We start from the raw sequence: 19,764 nt of genomic DNA, 5'->3' as shown, positions 1-19,764 counted from the left end.
CGATGTTTGAATGATTGGATAGCTAGTAACTTGTGGATAACTTGAACGGGTTCAAGTTGTTTTCCAGAAATTTATTTGGGGGCGGTGACCGTCACCAGGGCGGGGCGCAGCACGCGCTCCGAGATCAAGTAGCCCTTTTGCAGCACGGACACCACCGTGTTCGCCTCTTGGTCGGCAGGCACCACGCTGATGGCCTGGTGCTGGTGGGGGTCGAACTTGTCGCCGGCGGCCGGGTTGATGGCCAGCACCTTGTTGCGCTCCAGCGCAGCAGTCAACTGGCGCAGCGTGGCGTCGGAGCCCTCGCGCAGTTGCTGGGCCGTCGCGTTCTGGATGGCCAGTGCTGCGTCCAGACTGTCTGCCACGGGAAGCAGGCTTTCGGCAAAGCTTTCGATGCCGAATTTGCGGGCTTTGGACACCTCGTCTTCTGCGCGGCGACGGGCGTTTTCCGCCTCGGCCTTGGCGCGCAGGAACTGGTCCGCCAGTTCAGCGCTTTTTGCCTTGATTTCGGCCAGTTCGCCCTGCAGGCGGGCCATTTCGTCAGAAGCGTGGGCTGCCATGGCGGCTTCGACTTCTTCGGGGGCGGGAGTGCTTTGGTTGGGGTGTTGCTGGCTGTTATCGGACATATCGGAATTTTTTGAAACGAACGGATACGCGAAAAGAATGGGGCGGGCGGGCCGTATTTCAAGGCCTGTGGCAGCCGGGCGCCGTTTTGGTCGCGCGAAATGGCACGCCACGCGGCAGTGGTCAGGCCGGGAGTGTACAAGCCGCAAAGATGCGGGCTATAATCACCGGCTTTGCCTTGCCACACCGCGCAATCTCGACAAGATCGACGAGATTGGGACGCAACGGGTGGTCTTACCCAGAAGGAGTATGCATGCGTCATTACGAAATCATTTTGTTGATCCATCCGGATCAAAGCGAACAAGTTCCAGCCATGCTGGAGCGCTACAAGGGCATGATCACCGCTGGCGGTGGCAAGGTGCACCGCGTTGAAGACTGGGGCCGCCGTCAACTGGCGTACCTGATCAACAAGCTGGCCAAGGCCCACTACCTGTGCGTCAACATTGAAGCCGACCAGGCCGTGATGGCTGAACTGGAGCACGCCTTCAAGTTCAACGACGCCGTGCTGCGCCACCTGACGGTGCAGAAGAAGAAGGCCGATACCGGCCCCTCTTCGATGATGAAGACTGTCGAGCGCGAAGAAGCCCGCAAGGTCAGCCAAGCTGAATACGCAGCTGCTGGCGACCGTGGCGGTGACCGCGGTGACCGTGGCGAGCGTTCTGGCGATCGCTGATTGACAGTTCAGCCTGAGGAGTGGAGAACCGCGTTGTCTTGACCGCTTGTATCGCAGAGGCTGAGGCCCTGCGCTACACGCCCGCCGGATTGCCTGCCATTGCGCTGCGTCTCGAACACGAGTCGCAGCAAGACGAGGCAGGCCACCCCCGCGAAGTCAAGGCCGCCATGAAAGCCGTTGCCTTTGGTGCAATGGCTGAGCGTCTGGCAAGGCAGAACATCGGAAGTCTCTGGACTTTCAGTGGGTTTCTGGCCACGCCACGCAATGGCAAGAATGCAGTGCTCCACATCCAGGATATTCAACAAAATTAATTTGCAAGGGGTCCGCAATGGCCACGTTCAAGAAGTTCAACAAAGACAAGCGCCCAAAGCGCAACACCCAGTCCCTGCTGTTCAAGCGCAAGCGCTTTTGCCGCTTCACGGTGACGGGTGTTGAAGAAATCGACTACAAAGATGTCGACACGCTGCGCGATTTCATCGCCGAAAACGGCAAGATCATCCCCGCACGCCTGACCGGCACGCGCGCCATCTTCCAGCGTCAGCTGAATACCGCCATCAAGCGCGCCCGCTTCCTGGCCCTGGTGCCTTACAGCGACCAGCACAAGATCTAAGGAGCACAACCCATGCAAATCATTCTGCTCGACAAGGTTGTGAACCTCGGCAACCTCGGCGAAATCGTCAAGGTCAAAGACGGCTACGCCCGCAACTTCCTGATCCCTTCGGGCCGCGCACGCCGCGCCACCGAATCGGCCAAGGCCGAGTTCGAAGCCAAGCGCGCCGAACTCGAAAAGGCGGCTGCTGCCAAGCTGGCAGAAGCCCAGGCCCAAGGCGAAAAACTGGCTGGCACCACCGTCAAGCTGACGCAAAAGGCCGGTGTGGATGGCCGTCTGTTTGGTTCCGTGACCAACCACGACATCGCCGAAGAGCTGAACAAGCAAGGCTACAAGGTCGCCAAGGCCCAGATTCGCCTGCCTAACGGCCCCATCAAGGTGGTGAGCGACACCTCGGTGAGCGTGGCTCTGCACACCGACGTGGTTGTTGAAGTCAACGTGTCGGTCTACGGCGAAAGCGCCTGATCGTCGCCTGATCGTCATTTCGTGACGATGCACAAAAGCCGCCCTCGGGCGGCTTTTGTTTTTGGTGCGGTGCAACCATACAGGGCAACCCACAGCCTTCCCCGTGGTTATCCACAGGCTTGTCCCCATCCCGTCAGGCCGCTCTGCGCTAGCATTAAAGGCTTGCCCCAAGGAACCCCATGTCTGCTGTTTTTCCCCCGCTCGATGACCACGGTTTCGCACCGCCCATGCCGGACCGCGAGATTGCCCAGCTGCGCGTGCCTCCGCACTCGATCGAGGCAGAGTCGAGCGTGCTCGGCGGGCTGCTGCTGGACAACAACGCCTGGGACCGCGTGGGCGATCTGCTCAAAGACGGCGATTTCTATCGCTACGAGCACAAGCTGATCTACGCCGCCATCGGCGGCCTGATCAATGCCAGCAAGCCTGCCGACGTGATCACGGTGTATGAGCAGCTTCAGGGGCTGGGCAAGGCCGAGGAAATTGGGGGGCTAGGGTATCTGAACAACCTGGCGCAGTATGTGCCCAGCGCCAGCAACATCCGCCGCTACGCCGAGATCGTGCGCGAGCGGGCCATTCTGCGCAAGCTGGTCACGGCCAGCGACGAAATTGCCACCAACGCCTTCAACCCGCAGGGCAAGCCGGTGGACAAGATCCTCGACGAGGCCGAGCAAAAAATCTTCAACATCGGTGAAGAAGGCTCGCGCATGAAGCAGGGCTTTCAGGCCATGGACACCCTGGTGGTGGACCTGCTCGACCGCGTGCAGGAGATGGCTGACAACCCCAATGACATCACCGGCGTGCCCACGGGGTTTGTCGACCTTGATCGCATGACCTCGGGCCTGCAGGCCGGCGACATGGTGGTGCTGGCTGCGCGCCCGTCCATGGGTAAAACGGCGTTTGCGGTGAACATTGCCGAGCATGTGGCGCTGAACGAAGGCCTGCCCGTGGCTATCTTCTCGATGGAAATGGGCGCTGCCCAGTTGGCCGTGCGTATCGTCGGCTCGATTGGCCGCATCAACCAGGGCAACCTGCGCACCGGCAAGCTCAGTGATGAAGAATGGCCGCGCCTGACCGAAGCCATCGAAAAGTTGCGCACGGTGTCGCTGCACATCGACGAAACACCGGGTCTTACGCCCAGTGAGCTGCGCGCCAATGCGCGGCGCCTGGCGCGCCAGTGCGGCAAGCTGGGCCTGATCGTGGTGGACTATTTGCAGCTGATGAGTGGCTCTAGCGGTTCTCAGGGCGAAAACCGTGCCACCGAGCTGGGTGAAATTTCGCGGGGCCTGAAGATGCTGGCCAAGGAGCTGCAGTGTCCGGTGATTGCGCTGTCGCAGCTCAACCGTTCGGTAGAGCAGCGCACCGACAAGCGCCCCATGATGAGTGACCTGCGCGAATCGGGCGCCATCGAGCAGGATGCCGACATCATCATGTTCATCTACCGCGACGACTACTACAACAAGGACAGCAAAGAGCCGAACGTGGCCGAGGTCATCATCGGCAAGCAGCGTAACGGTCCCACTGGCACCGTGAAGCTGTACTTCCAGAAGTCGCAGACGCGCTTTGAGAGCCTGGCGATGGGTTCGGGCGACGATTTCTAATAAAAATAGCTGCTAGCGCTTGATTTACAAGCGCTAGCAGCTATCAAAATAATAGCTTTTTTGCGTTGGCCGCCGGCGCTACTGCCGCAGTGCCCACACGATGAGCCCGGCGCACACCGCCCCCAGCAGCGCGATGGCCGCCGTCAGGCGCTGGTTGCGCAGGCGCAGCACTTCCACCGCCTGTACCACCTGGGCATTCTGTTCTGCCAGGGACTGGATCAGGACGGCAGATTCCTGCTGTTCCTGCTCCAGGCGCGCCACCCGCTCGCGCAATTGCTGCAGCTGAAGGGCGACCGGGGGTGTGGCTGCATCGCCCGCACCCGCCAGCGTGCCGGCAGCCGCATCTGCCGTGCCTTGGCGTGTGCTGCCCAGCAGCTTTTTGGCCGCCTGCAAAATCTGGGGCGTCGCCTCCAGGACGTCGCCCCAGGGCACCAGCTTGAGGGCAGTAACCCATCCCACGGCCATGCTCAGAGCACCTCACTGGCAAAATCTGCCAGGCGCGAGCGCTCGCCGCGTGCCAGCGTGATGTGCCCGCTGTGCGGCCAGCCCTTGAATCGATCCACCGCGTAGGTGAGGCCCGACGAACCTTCGGTGAGGTAGGGTGTGTCGATCTGTGCCAGGTTGCCCATGCAGATGATCTTGGTGCCGGGGCCAGCGCGGGTGATCAGCGTTTTCATCTGCTTGGGCGTCAGGTTTTGCGCCTCGTCGATGATCACGTATTTGTTCAGGAAGGTGCGGCCTCGCATGAAGTTCATGCTCTTGATCTTGATGCGGCTGCGGATGAGTTCGTTGGTGGCTGCACGGCCCCACTCGCCCGCGTTGCCGCCGTCGCCCTTGGCCAGAAATTCGAGGTTGTCGTCCAGTGCTCCCATCCAGGGGCCCATCTTTTCTTCCTCGGTGCCGGGCAAAAAGCCGATGTCCTCGCCCACGCTCACGGTGGCGCGGGTCATGATGATCTCGGTATAGCGGCGGTCGTCCAGCACCTGTGTGAGGCCGGCGGCCAGCGCCAGCAGGGTTTTGCCGGTGCCGGCCGTGCCAGTCAGCGTCACGAAGTCAACCTCGGGGTCCATGAGCAGGTTCATGGCGTAGTTCTGCTCGCGGTTGCGCGTGGTCACGCCCCACACCGCGTGCTTGACCGAACCATAGTCCTTGAGCGTCTGCAGCACCGCCGTCTTCTCACGGATTTCGCTGACCCGGGCAAACAGGCTGGGCTCGCCCGGGGCCTCAAAGTAGACAAACTGGTTGATCATCAGTTGCGGCACGATGGGGCCGCCAATGCGGTAGTAGGTGTGCGCGCCGCTTTGCCAGCTTTCCACGTTTTTGCCGCTCTTGACCCAGAAATCGGTGGGCAGGGCCAACACGCCGGAGTAGAGCAGGTCGCCGTCTTCCAGCGTTTTGTCGTTCTGGTAATCCTCGGCGTTCAGGCCCAGGGCGCGCGCCTTGACGCGCATGTTGATGTCTTTGGACACCAGCACCACCTCGCGCGGTGCATGCAGCTTGCGCAGGGCCTCCACCACACCCAGAATTTGATTGTCGGCCTTGCCTTGTGGCAGGCTGGTGGGCAGGCTGTAGTCGAGCGGAACCGTCTGAAAGAACAGGTGCCCACCGGCAGCACGCTGGCCCGTGGAGTCGAGCTTGAGCCCGTGCGCGATGTCGGCGCCATGGACACCAGCCAGTGCATCCAGTGTGCGGCTGGTCTGGCGGCCATTGCGCGCCACTTCGGTCATGCCTTTCTTGTGGCCGTCGAGTTCTTCCAGCACGATCATCGGCAGGAAGATGTCGTGTTCTTCGAAGCGGAACAGGCTGGTCGGGTCGTGCAGCAGAACGTTGGTGTCCAGCACAAACAACTTGGCTGGCCCCTGTGGCGCTGCCTTTTTGCTGCGCGCTGCAACGGGTGCTGCCGGCGCGCCGGGAGCAGGTTTGCTGGTGCCGGTGCTGCTGCGGGTACTGGTGGCGCGGCGCGCCACTGGTGCGGGGGCAGCGGCGGGCTCTTGGGAAGGGGCTGGTGCGCGCGATTTGGTTTCCACCTGAATCATTGCGGGCGCTGGTGCCAGTTCCGCGGCAGCAGCCTGGCTGCGTTCGGTTTTGCGACCGCTGCGGCTGGCAGGTTCAACCCTTGTCTCCACCTCGGGGTGCGTTTTATCAACGGGACGGGTGCGCGCACTTGCTTCGTAGGCTTCTGGCGCGAGGATGGCAGCGCGCCGGCTGGGGGCGGGAGGCAGGGGCATGTTGGCAGGGCCTTGGGCAGAGTAGGGTGTTCAGAAAGCAAAAAGCCGCCTGGAGACCAAGGCGGCTTTGGGGGAGGAAAAAAGCGTGGCTGTTTTCAGGTGCATCGAACCATTATGCCCATTCACTGTGTCGGATTGCGCAGCAGCTTTGCGATCCGCGTGAGGGGCCATGCAACGCAGGGTTTCAGGCGGCCTTTTTCAAGGCCTTGATGGACTTGACGGCCTTGAGCACTTCGTCCACATGGCCTGGCACCTTGAGACCTCGCCATTCATTTTGCAAAATGCCGTCGGGTCCGATCAGGAAGGTGCTGCGCTCAATGCCCTTGACCTTCTTGCCGTACATGATCTTGTTCTTGACCACGCCGAACATGTGGCACATTTTTTCTTCGGTGTCGGCGATGAGCTCGAAGGGCAGCTCCAGCTTCTCCTTGAACTCGTCGTGCGACTTCATGTTGTCGCGCGACACGCCGAAAACGGCAGCGCCAATTTTTGCAAAATCTTTGTACTTGTCCCGGAACTGCATGGCTTCCGTGGTGCATCCAGGCGTGTTGTCCTTGGGATAGAAGTACAAAACAACAACCTGGCCGAGGTGGGAGGTGTTGGAGACCTTGATACCACCGGTCGCGTTGGCTTCAAATTCAGGGAGGGGTTTGTTGACAACGATCGCCATATCACTTCAATCTCTCAGGATGTAGTCGTTGATAAGCCGGGGGAGCTGGGTGTTATTGATTTTGGTGGTGCCCCCGACCGCAACCGGTGATTTTACCCTGAAAACGCCACCAAGGCCAATCCGCGGGCTCTGTCCAGGATCGCGAACGCGTTCTAGGCCACCGGTGTTTCCAGTACAAGCGCCGCCACCACGTTGCGGCCTTCGCTGGCGAGGATGTTGTAGGTGCGGCAGGCCGCTGGGGTGTCCATGGTTTCAAGGCCCATGCGCCGGGCCATCAGTGGCTGTAGCCAGGCCGGCGGCGGGAAGCGGTTGCGCACGCCACTGCCAAAGATGATCAGCTCCGCCTCCAGGGTGGCCAGCTGGGCGAAATGATCGGGCGTAAGGTCTTCAAACCGGGCGCAAGGCCAGACCATGCGCAGGCCGCCCGATCCCAGGATGATGCTGGTGGTGATCTTTTCTGCATCTATGCCGATCCAGCCGGGGCCGTAGGCACGGATGGTCTGTGCGGAGGAGGGTTCGGGCTGGAATTTCATGCGAAGGCTGGGTGGGTTGGCGCAGGCCACGGGCTGGGGCTTTGCAGGAGCGGCATTCACGGGCGTTTGGGCCTCGGGGTGCCGTCGATCTGTGGTCAAATTATAGGTTTCGCCAGAGCGCCCGGGGCGCTGGCAGGTCTCTGACCCCACCGCATTTCAAAGTCAGTCCATGAAAACCGTCCACAAATCCGCCAAGCTCGCCAACGTCTGCTACGACATCCGGGGCCCCATCATGGACGCGGCCCGGCAGATGGAGGAAGACGGCCACAAGATCATCAAGCTCAACATCGGCAACCTGGCGGTGTTTGGCTTTGATGCGCCCGAAGAGATTCAGCAGGACATGATCCGCAACCTGCCCAACTCGGCAGGCTACTCGGACAGCAAAGGCATTTTCGCGGCGCGCAAAGCCGTGATGCACGAGACGCAAAAGCAGGGCATCAAGGGCGTCACGCTCGACGACATTTATCTGGGCAACGGCGCCAGCGAGCTCATCGTGATGGCTACCAATGCGTTGCTCGACACCGGTGACGAGCTGCTGCTGCCCTCGCCCGACTACCCGCTGTGGACGGCGGCGGCCAGCCTGTCGGGCGGCACGCCCGTGCATTACCTGTGCGACGAGGCCAATGGCTGGATGCCCGACCTCGATGACATCCGTTCCAAGGTCACGCCCAGAACCAAGGGCATTGTCGTGATCAACCCCAACAACCCCACGGGCGCGCTGTATTCGGACGAGTTGCTCAAGGGCATCGTTGCCATCGCCCGCGAGCATGGGCTGGTGATCTTTGCCGATGAGGTGTACGACAAGGTGTTGTACGACGGCGCACGCCACACCGCGCTGGGCAGCCTGAGCGAGGACGTGCTCACACTCACCTTCAACTCGCTGTCCAAGAGCTACCGCTCCTGCGGCTACCGGGCCGGCTGGTTGGTGGTGTCGGGCGACAAGAAGCCCGCACGCGACTACATCGAGGGCCTGAACATGCTCTCGAACATGCGCCTGTGCGCCAACGTGCCCGGTCAGTGGGCTGTGCAGACCGCGCTGGGTGGTTACCAGAGCATCAACGAACTGGTGGGCGAGGGCGGCCGCCTGCGCAAGCAGCGCGACCTGGCTTACCAGCTCATCACCGCCATTCCCGGGGTGACCTGCGTGAAGCCGCAGGCGGCGCTGTACATGTTTCCGCGCCTTGATCCGGTGATTTATCCGATCAAGGACGACCAGCAGTTCTTTCTGGAGCTGCTGCAGGAGACCAAGGTGATGCTGGTGCAGGGCACGGGCTTCAACTGGGCTTGGCCCGATCATTTCCGTATCGTGTTCCTGCCCCATGAGGACGACCTGCGCGAGGCCATTGGCCGCGTGGCGCGCTTTCTCGAGCAGTACCGCAAGCGGTGCGGCACCGAATAAAACTCTTTTTTTGATAGCTGCTTGCGCTTGTAGATAAAGCGCTGCGGCGCATTTTGACTGGTAAATTCCCCATGAAACCGATCCAAGTAGGCCTGCTGGGCATTGGCACCGTCGGCAGCGGCGTCTTCAACGTGCTGCAACGCAACCAGGAAGAAATCCGCCGCCGTGCGGGCCGGGGCATCGAGATCACCATGGTGGCCGACCTCGACGTGGAGCGCGCCAGGAAAGTGGTGGGTGAGGGCGTGCAGGTGGTGAGCGACGCACGCGCCGTCATCGCCAACCCCGACATCGACATCGTCATCGAGCTGATTGGCGGCTACGGCATTGCCAAGGCACTGGTGCTCGAAGCCATTGCCGCAGGCAAGCATGTGGTCACCGCCAACAAGGCGCTGCTGGCCGTGCATGGCACCGAGATCTTTGCCGCAGCATCGGCCAAGGGCGTGATGGTGGCTTTTGAAGCGGCCGTGGCCGGTGGCATCCCTATCATCAAGGCGCTGCGCGAGGGCCTCACGGCCAACCGCATCCAGTGGCTGGCGGGCATCATCAATGGCACCACCAACTTCATCTTGTCCGAGATGCGCAGCAAGGGCCTGGACTTCGACGTGGTGCTGAAAGAGGCGCAGCGCCTGGGCTACGCTGAGGCCGACCCCACCTTCGACATCGAAGGCGTGGACGCCGCGCACAAGGTCACCATCATGAGTGCCATCGCCTTTGGCATCCCGGTGCAGTTCGACAAGGCCTATGTGGAAGGCATCACCCAGCTCAGCGCCACCGACATCAAATACGCCGAGCAGCTGGGCTACCGCATCAAGCTCCTGGGCATCACCAAGCGGGTGGAAAGAACCGACGCCGCCGGCAAATCCGCCGGGGGCATCGAGCTGCGCGTGCACCCGAGCCTGGTGCCATCCAAGCGCCTGATCGCCAACGTGGAAGGTGCCATGAACGCCGTGGTGGTGCAGGGCGACGCCGTGGGCGCCACGCTGTACTACGGCAAGGGCGCGGGGTCCGAGCCCACGGCCAGCGCCGTGATTGCCGATCTGGTGGACATCACACGCCTGCACACGGTGGACCCGCTCAACCGCGTGCCGCACCTGGCCTTCCAGCCGCACACCCTTGACCAGGCCATGAGCGAGCTCCCCGTGCTGCCCATGAGCGAAGTGGTCACCAGCTATTACCTGCGCCTGCGCGTGGCCGACCAGGCCGGCGTGCTGGCCAAGGTCACCGGCATCCTGGCCAATGCGGGCATCAGCATCGACGCGGTGCTGCAGCGCGAGGCCGACGAGGTGGGGGGCGAAGGTTCCACGCAAACCGATCTGATCATCCTCACGCACGACACGCGCGAAGGCACCATGAACGATGCCATCGCCCAGATGCAGCAGCTTCCTACGGTGCTGGCGCCCATCACCCGTATCCGCAAGGAAGAGCTGAACTAAGCCCAACACGCAGGACGAACGCCATGCTGTACCTTTCCACGCGCGGCCACCCGGACCGCAAACACTTTTGCGACATCCTGCTCGAAGGCCTGGCGCCCGACGGCGGCCTGTACCTGCCCGAGCACTACCCGCAGATCGACGACGCCAAGTTGACCCAACTGCGCAAGGCCTACCACGAGCAGGGCTACGCCGAGCTGGCGTTTCAGATCCTGTCGCTCTATATCGACGACATTCCTGCCGCCGACCTCAAGGCCCTGTGCGCCAAGACCTATACCGCCGAAGTGTTTGGCACCGGCGAGATCGTGCCGCTGCGCCACCTCGAAGACGGCCTGTGGCTCGAAGCTCTGTCCAACGGCCCCACGCTGGCCTTCAAGGACATGGCCATGCAGCTCTTGGGTAACCTGTTCGAGTACGAGCTCAAGCGCCGCGGTGAACAGCTCAACATCCTGGGCGCCACCAGCGGCGACACCGGCAGTGCAGCCGAATACGCCATGCGCGGCAAAGAGGGCGTGCGCGTCTTCATGACCAGCCCGCACGGCCGCATGAGCGCCTTCCAGCAGGCGCAGATGTTCAGCCTGCAGGACGAGAACATCCACAACATCGCCATCGAAGGCGTGTTTGACGACTGCCAGGACATCGTCAAGGCCGTCAGCAACGACCTCGAATTCAAGCGCAAATACAAGATCGGTACCGTCAACTCCATCAACTGGGCGCGTCTGCTGGCGCAGGTGGTCTACTACTTTGCCGGCTACATCCAAGCCACTGAACACCCGGCCCCCACGCTCGGCACTGGCGTGTCCTCGCTGCCCCCCGAGGGGGCTGATTCGCCTAGGGGCGGCCCGTCGGCGAATCCCAACGACCAGAAGGTCAGCTTCACCGTACCCAGCGGCAACTTCGGCAACATCTGCGCCGGCCATGTGGCGCGCATGATGGGCCTGCCGATCGACAAGCTGGTGGTGGCCACCAATGAGAACGACGTGCTCGACGAGTTCTTTCGCACCGGTGTGTACCGCGTGCGCGGCAGCGCCGACACACACGAAACATCGAGCCCCTCGATGGACATCAGCAAGGCCAGCAACTTCGAGCGCTTTGTGTTCGACCTGCTGGGGCGCAATGGCCAACGCACCAAGGCCTTGTTCAGCGCCGCCTTGCAGACCTATGGCCGCTTCGACCTGAGCGCGGAGCCGTTGTTTGCCGACGCTGCGGGCAAATACGGCTTTGAAAGCGGCAAGAGCACCCATGCCGACCGCCTGGCCACGATCCGCGATACCTACAGCCGCTTTGGCGTGACCATCGACACCCACACCGCCGATGGCGTGAAGGTGGCGCGCGAGCACCGGGGCGACGGCAGCGTGCCCATGATCGTCCTGGAAACAGCCCTGCCCATCAAGTTTGCCGAAACCATTCAGGAGGCCCTGGGCCATGCCCCCGAGCGCCCCGACCGCTTTGCCGGCATCGAGGCCTTGCCCAAGCGCGTGCAGGTCATGCCAGCCGATGTGGAACTGGTCAAGGCGTATGTCGAGCGGCACTGCCAGTAATTCCCTGTCGGAAGTGCGGCGCCCCAGGGTTTTTGAGTCAAAAATGCCCCTAGCGCTTGTCTGATAAGCGCTAGCAGCTATAAATAGCATAGCTATTCACAGGAGCATTGGATGAAGGTTGTAGGCTTTGCCGGCTTCTCCGGCAGCGGCAAGACCACGCTGGTCGAGCAGTTGATCCCCGAGTTGCGGCTCAGGGGGCTGCGCGTTTCGGTGGTCAAACACGCCCACCACAGTTTCGACATCGATCACCCCGGCAAGGACACTTACCGCCATCGCGAAGCCGGTGCCTTCGAAGTGGTGGCCGCCTCCGACAAGCGCCTCATGCTGGTGCGCGAGTTCGAGCAGCCCGCCACGCTCAGCGTGCACCATCTGCTGGCCGAGCTTTACCAGGGCGTGGACTGGGTGCTGGTGGAGGGCTTCAAAGACAGTGATCTGCTCAAGATCGAAGTGTGGCGCATGCCCGAGCCCGGACGCGCGGCCAAGCCCGTGCGCTACCCCGAAGACGACTTTGTGGTCGCTGTTGCCACCGATGCCCCGCACGGCCTGCCGGTGCCCACCCAGCTGCCCGTGCTCGACCTCAATGCGCCCGCGCAGGTGGTCGACTGGCTGCTGCAGCACGCCGACCGCTTTGACTACCAATGGGACCTGCACGGAGACCTGTTGCCATGCGCCCCCCAATGAAACCCCTCAAACCGCTGGATGAAGCGCTGGCCGAGTTGCTGGGCCACGCCACGCCGCTGACAGGCGTCGACACCGTCACCACCTTTGATGCCGACGGCCGCGTGCTGGCCCAGGACTGCATCTCGGCGCTGCATGTGCCGCCGCAGGACAACAGCTCGATGGACGGCTATGCCGTGCGCTGCGCCGATGTGGCGGCTGCGGGTGCCCTGCTGCCCGTATCACAGCGCATTGCAGCGGGCAGCGCGGGCGAGCCCCTGCAGCCGGGCACGGCAGCGCGCATCTTCACCGGCGCCCCCGTGCCTGCAGGTGCCGATGCCATCCTGATGCAGGAAGACTGCGAGGCGCAGGGCGATGGCCGCGTGCGCATCAACGCCGTGCCGCAGCCGGGCCAGTGGATTCGCCGTGCCGGTGAAGACATCACGCGCGGCGCCGTGGTGTTGCCCGCCGGCACGCGCCTCACGCCTGCCGAGCTGGGCCTGGCCGCCAGCATTGGCCTGCACCAGCTGCAGGTGGCGCGCCGCCCGCGCGTGGCGATGTTTTCCACCGGCGACGAACTGGTCATGCCCGGCGATGTGCCGCCCGAGCAGATGCGCCCCGGCGCCATCTACAACAGCAACCGCTTTTTTCTGCGCGCCATGCTGCAGCGCCTGGGCTGCGAGGTCACCGACTTCGGCATCGTGCCCGACCGGCGCGACGCCACCATCGAGGCCCTGCGCGCGGCAAGCAGCGCGCACGACCTGATCCTGACCAGCGGCGGTGTGTCGGTGGGCGAGGAAGACCACATCAAGCCCGCCGTTCAGGCGCTGGGCACGCTCGATTTGTGGCAGATCGCCATGAAACCCGGCAAGCCGTTTGCCTACGGCCAGATTCCACGCGATGGGGGGGCAGCGCACTTCATCGGCCTGCCAGGCAACCCGGTGTCGAGCTTTCTGACCTTTGCGTTGCTGGTGCGGCCCTTTGTGCTGCGGCTGCAGGGAGCCTCTGTTGTTGCTCCTCAAACCATAGCTGCCCGCGCTGGTTTCACCTGGCCCAAGGCCGATAAACGCCGTGAATTTTTGCGTGTGCGGCACAACGCCACGGGCGGGCTGGACCTGTTCAACAACCAGAGTTCGGGCGTGCTCACCTCGGCCGCCTGGGGCGACGGTGTGGTGGACAACCCGGCCGGCCAGACCATTGCAGCGGGTGACACCGTGCGGTTCATTGCGTTTTCGGAGCTGCTGTCATGAAGATTACCGTGCGCTATTTCGCCTCCATCCGCGAGGCGATCGGCACCGGGCTAGAGCCGGTGCAAACCACGGCCGCCACCCTGGGCGCGCTGCGCGACGAACTCATTGCGCGCGGTGGCCCCCATGCCGACAGCCTGGCGCGCGGCAAGGCCGTGCGCATGGCGCTCAACCAGACGCTGAGCGATGAATCGGCCGCGCTGGCCGACGGGGCAGAGGTTGCCTTCTTTCCGCCGGTCACCGGTGGCTGACAGGTAAGCGCCGGGCACGCAACCGGGCTGCCGGGCAGCAACGGGCAGCACCTGCAGGTTCAGGGTAGTTCGAGTTCAGGGCACCTCGGGCGCGGCAGGCTGCTCTGGCGGCGCTACAACCAGGTCGGGGCATGGCCACACCAGCAGTTCGGCCAGCCGCGTGACGATCCAGGTCGCCTCGGCCGTTGATACACCCGATTCGGCCGTGCACAGCCCGGCATGGATGCGCCGCAAAATCTCGGCCTCTAAAGGGGCCTGCACGTTGTAGAGCGTCTGCGCATGTTCCACCAGGTGTCCGGCCAGGTCTTCGCACAGCTCGTAGCGCGTGCGCACGGCGTCGGCCTTTTCAGTGAGCCGCCCACGGGCATCGGTGAACACGGCCATGAAAGACGGCGGAACGAAAATCTGGTTGTCGTCGTGCATGGGCGTGGTTCAGTCGGGTGTGAACAGACGCTCAAACTTGGCCTGATCGGGTGCCAGATCGAAGGTGACCAACTGCCCCATCTTCATGTCGGAAAGCCGACAGGCCGCAAACAGCGTGGTCTTGCCCGAAAGCTCCATGACATCCAGGTCAATGATGGCGTAGGGGTAGGGCACGAAAACCTGGTGCTCGAAGATATCGCGGTGCAGGTTGCGTGGCGACGGATAGAGCTTGTACAGAGGTGTCTGAATCGTTTGTGTGGCCATGGGCGAAGAAGGGGTGGTTGTGCAGTGCGGGTACAGTGCGGGCGAATCGTACAGACAAACCTATTTCACAATTTATGGCACGCAACAAAAGTGAATGGCCCGCCAAGGTGCTCGCCCTGGTTCGGGGCGGCAACCTGACCGCCGCCATCGCGCAGATCAAGGTGGCCCCGACCGTCGGTGATGTCACCCGCCTGCAAGCCTTGCTGGCCCAGCTGCCCCCATCGCCCGCGCTGACGCAACTGAACAAGGTGGTGGAAGAAGAGTGCGCGCTGCTGGCAGCGCCACGCCTGCACCGCTCGCCTTGAGGGGTGGGCCGCGCCCCGTCCCCTGCCGTCATTTCGCCCTGTAGAGAGCTTTTTGCCATGACCTTGCCCCGCGTTTCCATCCAGACCGAGGACTTTGACGTCTCCACCGAAATTGCCGCGCTGCGCCACGAGAACAAGGGCGTGGGTGCGGTGTGCAGCTTTGTCGGCACCGTGCGTGACCGTACCGTGGCCCCCACGCTCGGCACGTCCGTGTCCTCGCTGCCCTCCGAAGGGGCGCTTGCGCCTTCGGGCGGCCGGGCGGCGCAAGACAGCGATGCCGTGGCCTCCATGGAACTGGAGCACTACCCCGGCATGACCGAAAAATCCATCGAGGCGATGGTGGACGAGGCCATGCGGCGCTTTGATATTTTTGGCGCCCGCATCATCCACCGCGTGGGGCTGCTGCAGCCGCTCGACCAGATCGTGCTGGTGGCAGTGACCAGCGCCCACCGGGGCCAGAGCTTTCAGGCATGCGAGTTTTTGATGGACTACCTCAAGACCCAGGCGCCGTTCTGGAAAAAGGAAGAAACCGCGCAGGGAGCCCGCTGGGTGGATGCGCGCGTGAGCGACGATGCCGCCCTTGCGCGCTGGGGCATCGACGCACGCAACGCCTGAGGGGCCGTCGACCGCTAAGTGCTGGCGCTGGCGTCGCCCTGCGGACCCGCGAGCACAGCCACGCCGCTGGTGCGGCCGCGTCGCCACATTCGGCCGTCCGGTGGCCAGCGCACGGTGATTGGGGCGCCGTGGGGCGCAGCGCTGGCGTTGGGACGGAAAAACAGCTTTTACCCGACCGGACACCCATCCAGCCTGGAGGCGGGCTGAATCGGCCTGAACAATGACACGCAGGCGTCGGTTCGTCCTACAGGGCCGCGTGGGCATTTTCTGTAGATTTGCGCCACAGCTTGTCAATGACTGTTGAAGGTCTTGGCAAGAAAGAAACTCCGCGCGCAGTTTCATCGTCATGTGCGTCTATCCCCTCCCTACAAGGTTTCCATGAAAAATTCCCTACTGCTTGCCGCCCTGATTGCCACTTTCGGTCTGGCCGCTTGCGAAAAAACCGTTGTAACCCCGCCGGTCGCTGCACCGGTGGTGGTGGTTCCGGGCCCGGCAGGCCCTGCGGGTGCCACGGGTGCCACCGGAGCTACCGGCTCCACGGTGGGTGTTCCAGGCCCCACCGGTGCTACCGGCGCCACGGGTGCGAGCGGCTATGACGGTGCCACGGGCTCCACGGGCTCTACCGGTGCCACCGGTGCGTCTGGCGCCACGGGTGCCACCGGTTACGACGGTGCCAAGGGCGAAGCGGGCGCTGATGGCAAAACGGGCGACACCGTGATTGTTGTGCCCGCCAAGTAGAACCTTGGCGTGACGCGACAGGCGCAGGCGGTTTTCCGCCTGCGCCTTTTTTTTGGGCCGGGCAATGGGGTGCCGTTTCAAATAAACGGCATCCATGCCCCGCGCAATGCCGACGGGTGGATTTGCACGCCGCCTTGGCGAACCGGATCCGCAGTTGCTGTTCCCCGCTGGTCAAGCGCCGGTGGTCATGGAAAAATGGGTTTACAAGGGGGTGCCAGCGCCCTTGGGTTGGTTGACCTGGCACAAGTTCTGGCCTGCGTGCTGTCTTGAAATCAGGCACACCCTGCCTCAAGTGCTCTGCAATTCGGAGGATATGGACCATGCGTCTCGACAAATTCACCACCAAGTTCCAGGAAGCCCTGAGCGATGCCCAGAGCATTGCGCTGGGCAATGACAACGCTTATATCGAGCCCGTGCACTTGCTCGTGGCCATGCTCAAGCAGGACGACGGCCCCAAGGCACTGTTGCAGCGCGCGGGTGCCAACGTGCCCGGCCTGCTGGCTGCGGCCGAGGCTGCCGTCAAGCGGCTGCCTTCCGTGCAGGGCCAGGATCAGGTGCAGGGCGGGCCCGAGCTGGGCCGCGTGCTGCAAGCCACTGAAAAAGAAGCCATCAAGCGCGGCGACCAGTTCATCGCCAGCGAGCTGTTTCTGCTGGCCGTGATCGACAGCAAGGGCGATGCCGCGCGCATTGCCAAGGAAAACGGTCTCACGCGCAAGAGCCTCGAAGCCGCCATTGACGCCGTGCGCGGTGGCCAGAAGATGGACAGCGCCGAGGGCGAGGGCCAGCGCGAGGCCCTGAAAAAATACTGCATCGACCTGACCGAGCGCGCTCGCATGGGCAAGCTGGACCCGGTGATCGGCCGTGATGACGAGATCCGCCGTGCCATCCAGGTGCTGCAGCGCCGCACCAAGAACAACCCCGTGCTGATTGGCGAGCCCGGTGTGGGCAAGACCGCCATCGTCGAGGGTCTGGCGCAGCGCATCGTGGCCGGTGAGGTGCCTGAAAGCCTCAAGGGCAAGCGCGTGCTCTCGCTCGATATGGCAGCGCTGCTGGCCGGCGCCAAGTTTCGCGGCGAGTTTGAAGAGCGCCTGAAAACCGTGCTGAACGAGCTGGCGAAGGACGAGGGGCAAACCATCGTCTTCATCGACGAGTTGCACACCATGGTGGGCGCGGGCAAGGCCGAGGGCGCCATGGACGCCGGCAACATGCTGAAACCTGCGCTGGCGCGTGGCGAGCTGCACTGCGTGGGCGCCACCACGCTCGACGAATACCGCAAGTACATCGAGAAGGACGCCGCACTGGAGCGCCGCTTCCAGAAGATCCTGGTGGGCGAGCCCACCGTGGAGGCGACCATTGCCATCCTGCGCGGCCTGCAGGAAAAGTACGAGGTGCACCATGGCGTTGAGATCACTGACCCGGCCATCGTCGCCGCCGCCGAGCTCTCGCACCGTTACATCACCGACCGCTTCCTGCCCGACAAGGCGATTGACCTGATCGACGAGGCTGCGTCCAAGATCAAGATCGAGATCGACTCCAAACCCGAGGTCATGGACAAGCTCGACCGCCGCCTGATCCAGCTGCAGATTGAGCGCGAGGCCGTGCGCCGCGAGAAGGACGAAGCCTCGCAAAAGCGCTTTGGCCTGATCGAGGAAGAAATCGAGTCGCTGCAAAAAGAAATCGCCGACCTCGACGAGATCTGGCAGGCTGAAAAAGCCCAGGCGCAGGGCAGCCAGCATGTGCGCGAGCAGGTTGAGCAGGTCAAGCTGCAGATCGAAGAACTCAAGCGCAAGGGCGACTTCAACAAGGTGGCCGAACTGCAATACGGCAAGCTGCCAGAGTTGGAAAAGCAGCTCAAGGAAGCCCAGGCCCAGGAGGCCGGCACCGATGGCGTGTCTGCCCCCAACCGCCTGCTGCGCACCCAGGTGGGCGCCGAAGAAATCGCCGAGGTGGTGAGCCGCGCCACGGGCATTCCTGTGGCCAAGATGATGCAGGGCGAAAAAGACAAGCTCTTGCAGATGGAAACCAAGCTGCACGAGCGCGTGGTGGGCCAAGAGGAGGCGATTGCCGCCGTGGCCAACGCCATCCGGCGCTCGCGCTCGGGCCTGAGTGACCCGAACCGCCCCACGGGCAGTTTCCTGTTCCTCGGCCCCACGGGCGTGGGCAAGACCGAGCTGTGCAAGGCGCTGGCGGGCTTCCTGTTCGACAGCGAAGAGCACCTGATCCGCATCGACATGAGCGAGTTCATGGAAAAGCACAGCGTTGCCCGCCTGATTGGCGCGCCTCCGGGCTATGTGGGCTATGAAGAGGGCGGCTACCTGACCGAAGCCGTGCGCCGCAAGCCCTACAGCGTGCTGCTGCTGGACGAGGTGGAGAAGGCCCACCCCGACGTGTTCAACGTGCTGCTGCAGGTGCTGGACGACGGCCGCCTGACCGACGGCCAAGGCCGCACCGTGGACTTCAAGAACACGGTGATCGTGATGACGAGCAACATCGGCTCGCACCTGATCCAGGCGATGGTGGGGCAGGACTCGGACGACATCAAGGAAGCCGTGTGGGGCGAGCTGAAGAACCACTTCCGCCCCGAGTTCTTGAACCGCATCGACGAGACCGTGGTGTTCCATGCGCTCGACGCGGCGCACATTGCCTCGATCGCCAAGATCCAGCTGCAGCTGCTGCAATCGCGCCTGGCCAAGATGGACCTGGAAATGCAGGTGTCCGACGCCGCCCTGGCCGAGCTGGCCAAGGTGGGGTTCGACCCGGTGTTTGGTGCGCGCCCGCTCAAGCGTGCCATCCAGCAGCGCATCGAGAACCCGCTGTCGAAGTTGCTGCTCGAAGGGCGCTTCCCGCCCAAGAGCCGCATCGAGGTCAGTGTGGATCCGGTGCTGGAGCCGGGGGTGTTCCACTTTGGAGCATCCGCGCCGGTCTGAGCGGCAGGCAATTTTAATTGTCAAAAATGATAGCTGCTAGCGCTTTATGGATAAGCGCTAGCGGCACATTTGGCATAAATTTTGGTGGTTGACAGTGGGTAGTGGACATCCCTGCCTATCGCCCAAAGGCTGAGAACCGAGGAGGTTGTTTGAATGATTTTTTGGCGGGCCTGACCCGCTGGCTCATCCGGGCCGTGGTGGTGGTTGCCGGGCTGGTGATATTTTTGAGTTTGCTGGCCGCCGTGCTGGTGCTGGCGCTGGTGTGGGGGCTGCGCGCGTTGTGGGCGCGCCTCACCGGTCGGCCCGTGATGCCCTGGACCCTGCGGGTTGATCCGCGCACGGGTTGGAGCACGGTTTACCGCTCCACCGAGCGGTGGTCGGCTGCGCGCACCGCACCCGCCGCCGACACCCCCTCGCGTCGCGCAGGCGTGTTGCCCGGCGCCGATGAGGTGGTGGATGTGGAACCCCGCGCACCCCGCGAGCCTCGCGAAGAGCAGTAGCGCGAAAGAGCCTGCTGGCAGCCGCGCCGGGTGCCTGCGCTTTGTGGTTCGTGGCTTCTGACGCCGACG

Annotated in this window: 23 protein-coding genes; 16 read left to right on the top strand and 7 right to left on the bottom strand. The window is 63.2% G+C overall.

Features of this window, described 5'->3' with window-relative positions; all coding sequences use genetic code 11:
• Positions 1–71: 71 nt before the first annotated feature.
• Positions 72–623 (bottom strand): nucleotide exchange factor GrpE, encoded by a 552-nt coding sequence (grpE, locus tag B7Y64_RS05205; protein ID WP_024814427.1) that lies wholly within the window; start codon positions 621–623, stop codon positions 72–74.
• Positions 624–874: 251 nt separating this feature from the next.
• Here grpE and rpsF point away from each other — a divergent pair, with 251 nt between their 5' ends.
• From rpsF to dnaB, 5 genes are all read left to right on the top strand, one after another.
• Entirely contained in the window at positions 875–1,294 is a 420-nt protein-coding gene (rpsF, locus tag B7Y64_RS05200; RefSeq protein ID WP_024814428.1) for a 30S ribosomal protein S6, read from the top strand.
• A gap of 20 nt (positions 1,295–1,314) precedes the next feature.
• Entirely contained in the window at positions 1,315–1,605 is a 291-nt protein-coding gene (gene priB / locus B7Y64_RS05195) for a primosomal replication protein N (RefSeq protein ID WP_024814429.1), read from the top strand.
• Between the two features lie 17 nt (positions 1,606–1,622).
• Positions 1,623–1,904 carry a 30S ribosomal protein S18 gene (gene rpsR, locus B7Y64_RS05190; RefSeq protein ID WP_005795932.1) on the top strand — a complete coding sequence of 94 codons (282 nt, stop codon included), beginning with the start codon at positions 1,623–1,625 and terminating at the stop codon, positions 1,902–1,904.
• A 12-nt stretch (positions 1,905–1,916) separates the two neighbouring features.
• On the top strand, positions 1,917–2,369 hold the full coding sequence (gene rplI / locus B7Y64_RS05185; RefSeq protein ID WP_024814430.1) for a 50S ribosomal protein L9: 453 nt from the start codon (positions 1,917–1,919) through the stop codon (positions 2,367–2,369).
• A gap of 179 nt (positions 2,370–2,548) precedes the next feature.
• Positions 2,549–3,967 carry a replicative DNA helicase gene (dnaB, locus tag B7Y64_RS05180; protein ID WP_114655052.1) on the top strand — a complete coding sequence of 473 codons (1,419 nt, stop codon included), beginning with the start codon at positions 2,549–2,551 and terminating at the stop codon, positions 3,965–3,967.
• 78 nt (positions 3,968–4,045) lie between these two features.
• Here dnaB and B7Y64_RS05175 read toward each other — a convergent pair whose 3' ends face one another.
• From B7Y64_RS05175 to B7Y64_RS05160, 4 genes are all read right to left on the bottom strand, one after another.
• Entirely contained in the window at positions 4,046–4,432 is a 387-nt protein-coding gene (locus B7Y64_RS05175) for a hypothetical protein (protein ID WP_024814432.1), read from the bottom strand.
• 2 nt (positions 4,433–4,434) lie between these two features.
• On the bottom strand, positions 4,435–6,195 hold the full coding sequence (locus B7Y64_RS05170; protein WP_291324009.1) for a PhoH family protein: 1,761 nt from the start codon (positions 6,193–6,195) through the stop codon (positions 4,435–4,437).
• Positions 6,196–6,379: 184 nt separating this feature from the next.
• Positions 6,380–6,865, bottom strand: coding sequence for a peroxiredoxin (locus B7Y64_RS05165; protein ID WP_024814434.1), 486 nt, complete (start codon positions 6,863–6,865; stop codon positions 6,380–6,382).
• Between the two features lie 152 nt (positions 6,866–7,017).
• A complete protein-coding gene (locus B7Y64_RS05160) occupies positions 7,018–7,398 on the bottom strand; it encodes an Mth938-like domain-containing protein (RefSeq protein ID WP_111865465.1) in 381 nt (126 codons plus the stop codon).
• Positions 7,399–7,567: 169 nt separating this feature from the next.
• Between B7Y64_RS05160 and B7Y64_RS05155 the strand changes: the two genes are divergently transcribed.
• The 6 genes from B7Y64_RS05155 (at position 7,568) to moaD (ending at position 13,923) form a co-directional block, all read left to right on the top strand.
• Entirely contained in the window at positions 7,568–8,797 is a 1,230-nt protein-coding gene (locus B7Y64_RS05155) for a pyridoxal phosphate-dependent aminotransferase (RefSeq protein ID WP_024814436.1), read from the top strand.
• 71 nt (positions 8,798–8,868) lie between these two features.
• Positions 8,869–10,230, top strand: coding sequence for a homoserine dehydrogenase (locus B7Y64_RS05150; protein ID WP_291324010.1), 1,362 nt, complete (start codon positions 8,869–8,871; stop codon positions 10,228–10,230).
• A gap of 23 nt (positions 10,231–10,253) precedes the next feature.
• A complete protein-coding gene (locus tag B7Y64_RS05145; RefSeq protein ID WP_024814438.1) occupies positions 10,254–11,768 on the top strand; it encodes a threonine synthase in 1,515 nt (504 codons plus the stop codon).
• A 111-nt stretch (positions 11,769–11,879) separates the two neighbouring features.
• Positions 11,880–12,449, top strand: a complete 570-nt coding sequence (gene mobB / locus B7Y64_RS05140; RefSeq protein ID WP_024814439.1) for a molybdopterin-guanine dinucleotide biosynthesis protein B — start codon at positions 11,880–11,882, stop codon at positions 12,447–12,449.
• Positions 12,434–13,675, top strand: a complete 1,242-nt coding sequence (glp, locus tag B7Y64_RS05135; protein WP_291324011.1) for a gephyrin-like molybdotransferase Glp — start codon at positions 12,434–12,436, stop codon at positions 13,673–13,675. The genes mobB and glp overlap by 16 nt, the downstream gene beginning before the upstream one ends.
• Positions 13,672–13,923, top strand: a complete 252-nt coding sequence (moaD, locus tag B7Y64_RS05130; protein ID WP_024814441.1) for a molybdopterin converting factor subunit 1 — start codon at positions 13,672–13,674, stop codon at positions 13,921–13,923. Before glp ends, moaD begins: the two co-directional genes overlap by 4 nt.
• A 75-nt stretch (positions 13,924–13,998) precedes the next feature.
• Here the strand turns inward: moaD and B7Y64_RS05125 are convergent, their stop codons facing one another.
• Both B7Y64_RS05125 and B7Y64_RS05120 read right to left on the bottom strand, forming a co-directional pair.
• Positions 13,999–14,346, bottom strand: coding sequence for a hypothetical protein (locus tag B7Y64_RS05125; protein WP_291324012.1), 348 nt, complete (start codon positions 14,344–14,346; stop codon positions 13,999–14,001).
• 9 nt (positions 14,347–14,355) lie between these two features.
• Positions 14,356–14,610 (bottom strand): hypothetical protein, encoded by a 255-nt coding sequence (locus tag B7Y64_RS05120; RefSeq protein WP_024814443.1) that lies wholly within the window; start codon positions 14,608–14,610, stop codon positions 14,356–14,358.
• Positions 14,611–14,684: 74 nt separating this feature from the next.
• Between B7Y64_RS05120 and B7Y64_RS05115 the strand changes: the two genes are divergently transcribed.
• The 5 genes from B7Y64_RS05115 to B7Y64_RS05095 all read left to right on the top strand — a co-directional run bounded on the left by B7Y64_RS05115 (position 14,685) and on the right by B7Y64_RS05095 (position 19,695).
• Positions 14,685–14,915, top strand: coding sequence for a hypothetical protein (locus B7Y64_RS05115; RefSeq protein ID WP_024814444.1), 231 nt, complete (start codon positions 14,685–14,687; stop codon positions 14,913–14,915).
• 57 nt (positions 14,916–14,972) lie between these two features.
• Positions 14,973–15,530, top strand: a complete 558-nt coding sequence (locus B7Y64_RS05110; protein ID WP_024814445.1) for a molybdenum cofactor biosynthesis protein MoaE — start codon at positions 14,973–14,975, stop codon at positions 15,528–15,530.
• A 378-nt stretch (positions 15,531–15,908) separates the two neighbouring features.
• Entirely contained in the window at positions 15,909–16,268 is a 360-nt protein-coding gene (locus tag B7Y64_RS05105) for a collagen-like protein (RefSeq protein ID WP_024814446.1), read from the top strand.
• 320 nt (positions 16,269–16,588) lie between these two features.
• Positions 16,589–19,195, top strand: a complete 2,607-nt coding sequence (gene clpB / locus B7Y64_RS05100) for an ATP-dependent chaperone ClpB (protein WP_291328476.1) — start codon at positions 16,589–16,591, stop codon at positions 19,193–19,195.
• 149 nt (positions 19,196–19,344) lie between these two features.
• Positions 19,345–19,695 carry a hypothetical protein gene (locus B7Y64_RS05095; protein WP_291325262.1) on the top strand — a complete coding sequence of 117 codons (351 nt, stop codon included), beginning with the start codon at positions 19,345–19,347 and terminating at the stop codon, positions 19,693–19,695.
• Positions 19,696–19,764 lie beyond the last annotated feature (69 nt).

The organism is Acidovorax sp. 35-64-16 (genome assembly GCF_002281195.1).
Classification (GTDB): domain Bacteria; phylum Pseudomonadota; class Gammaproteobacteria; order Burkholderiales; family Burkholderiaceae_C; genus Acidovorax; species Acidovorax defluvii.
This window is presented reverse-complemented; position numbering and strand designations above follow the sequence as displayed.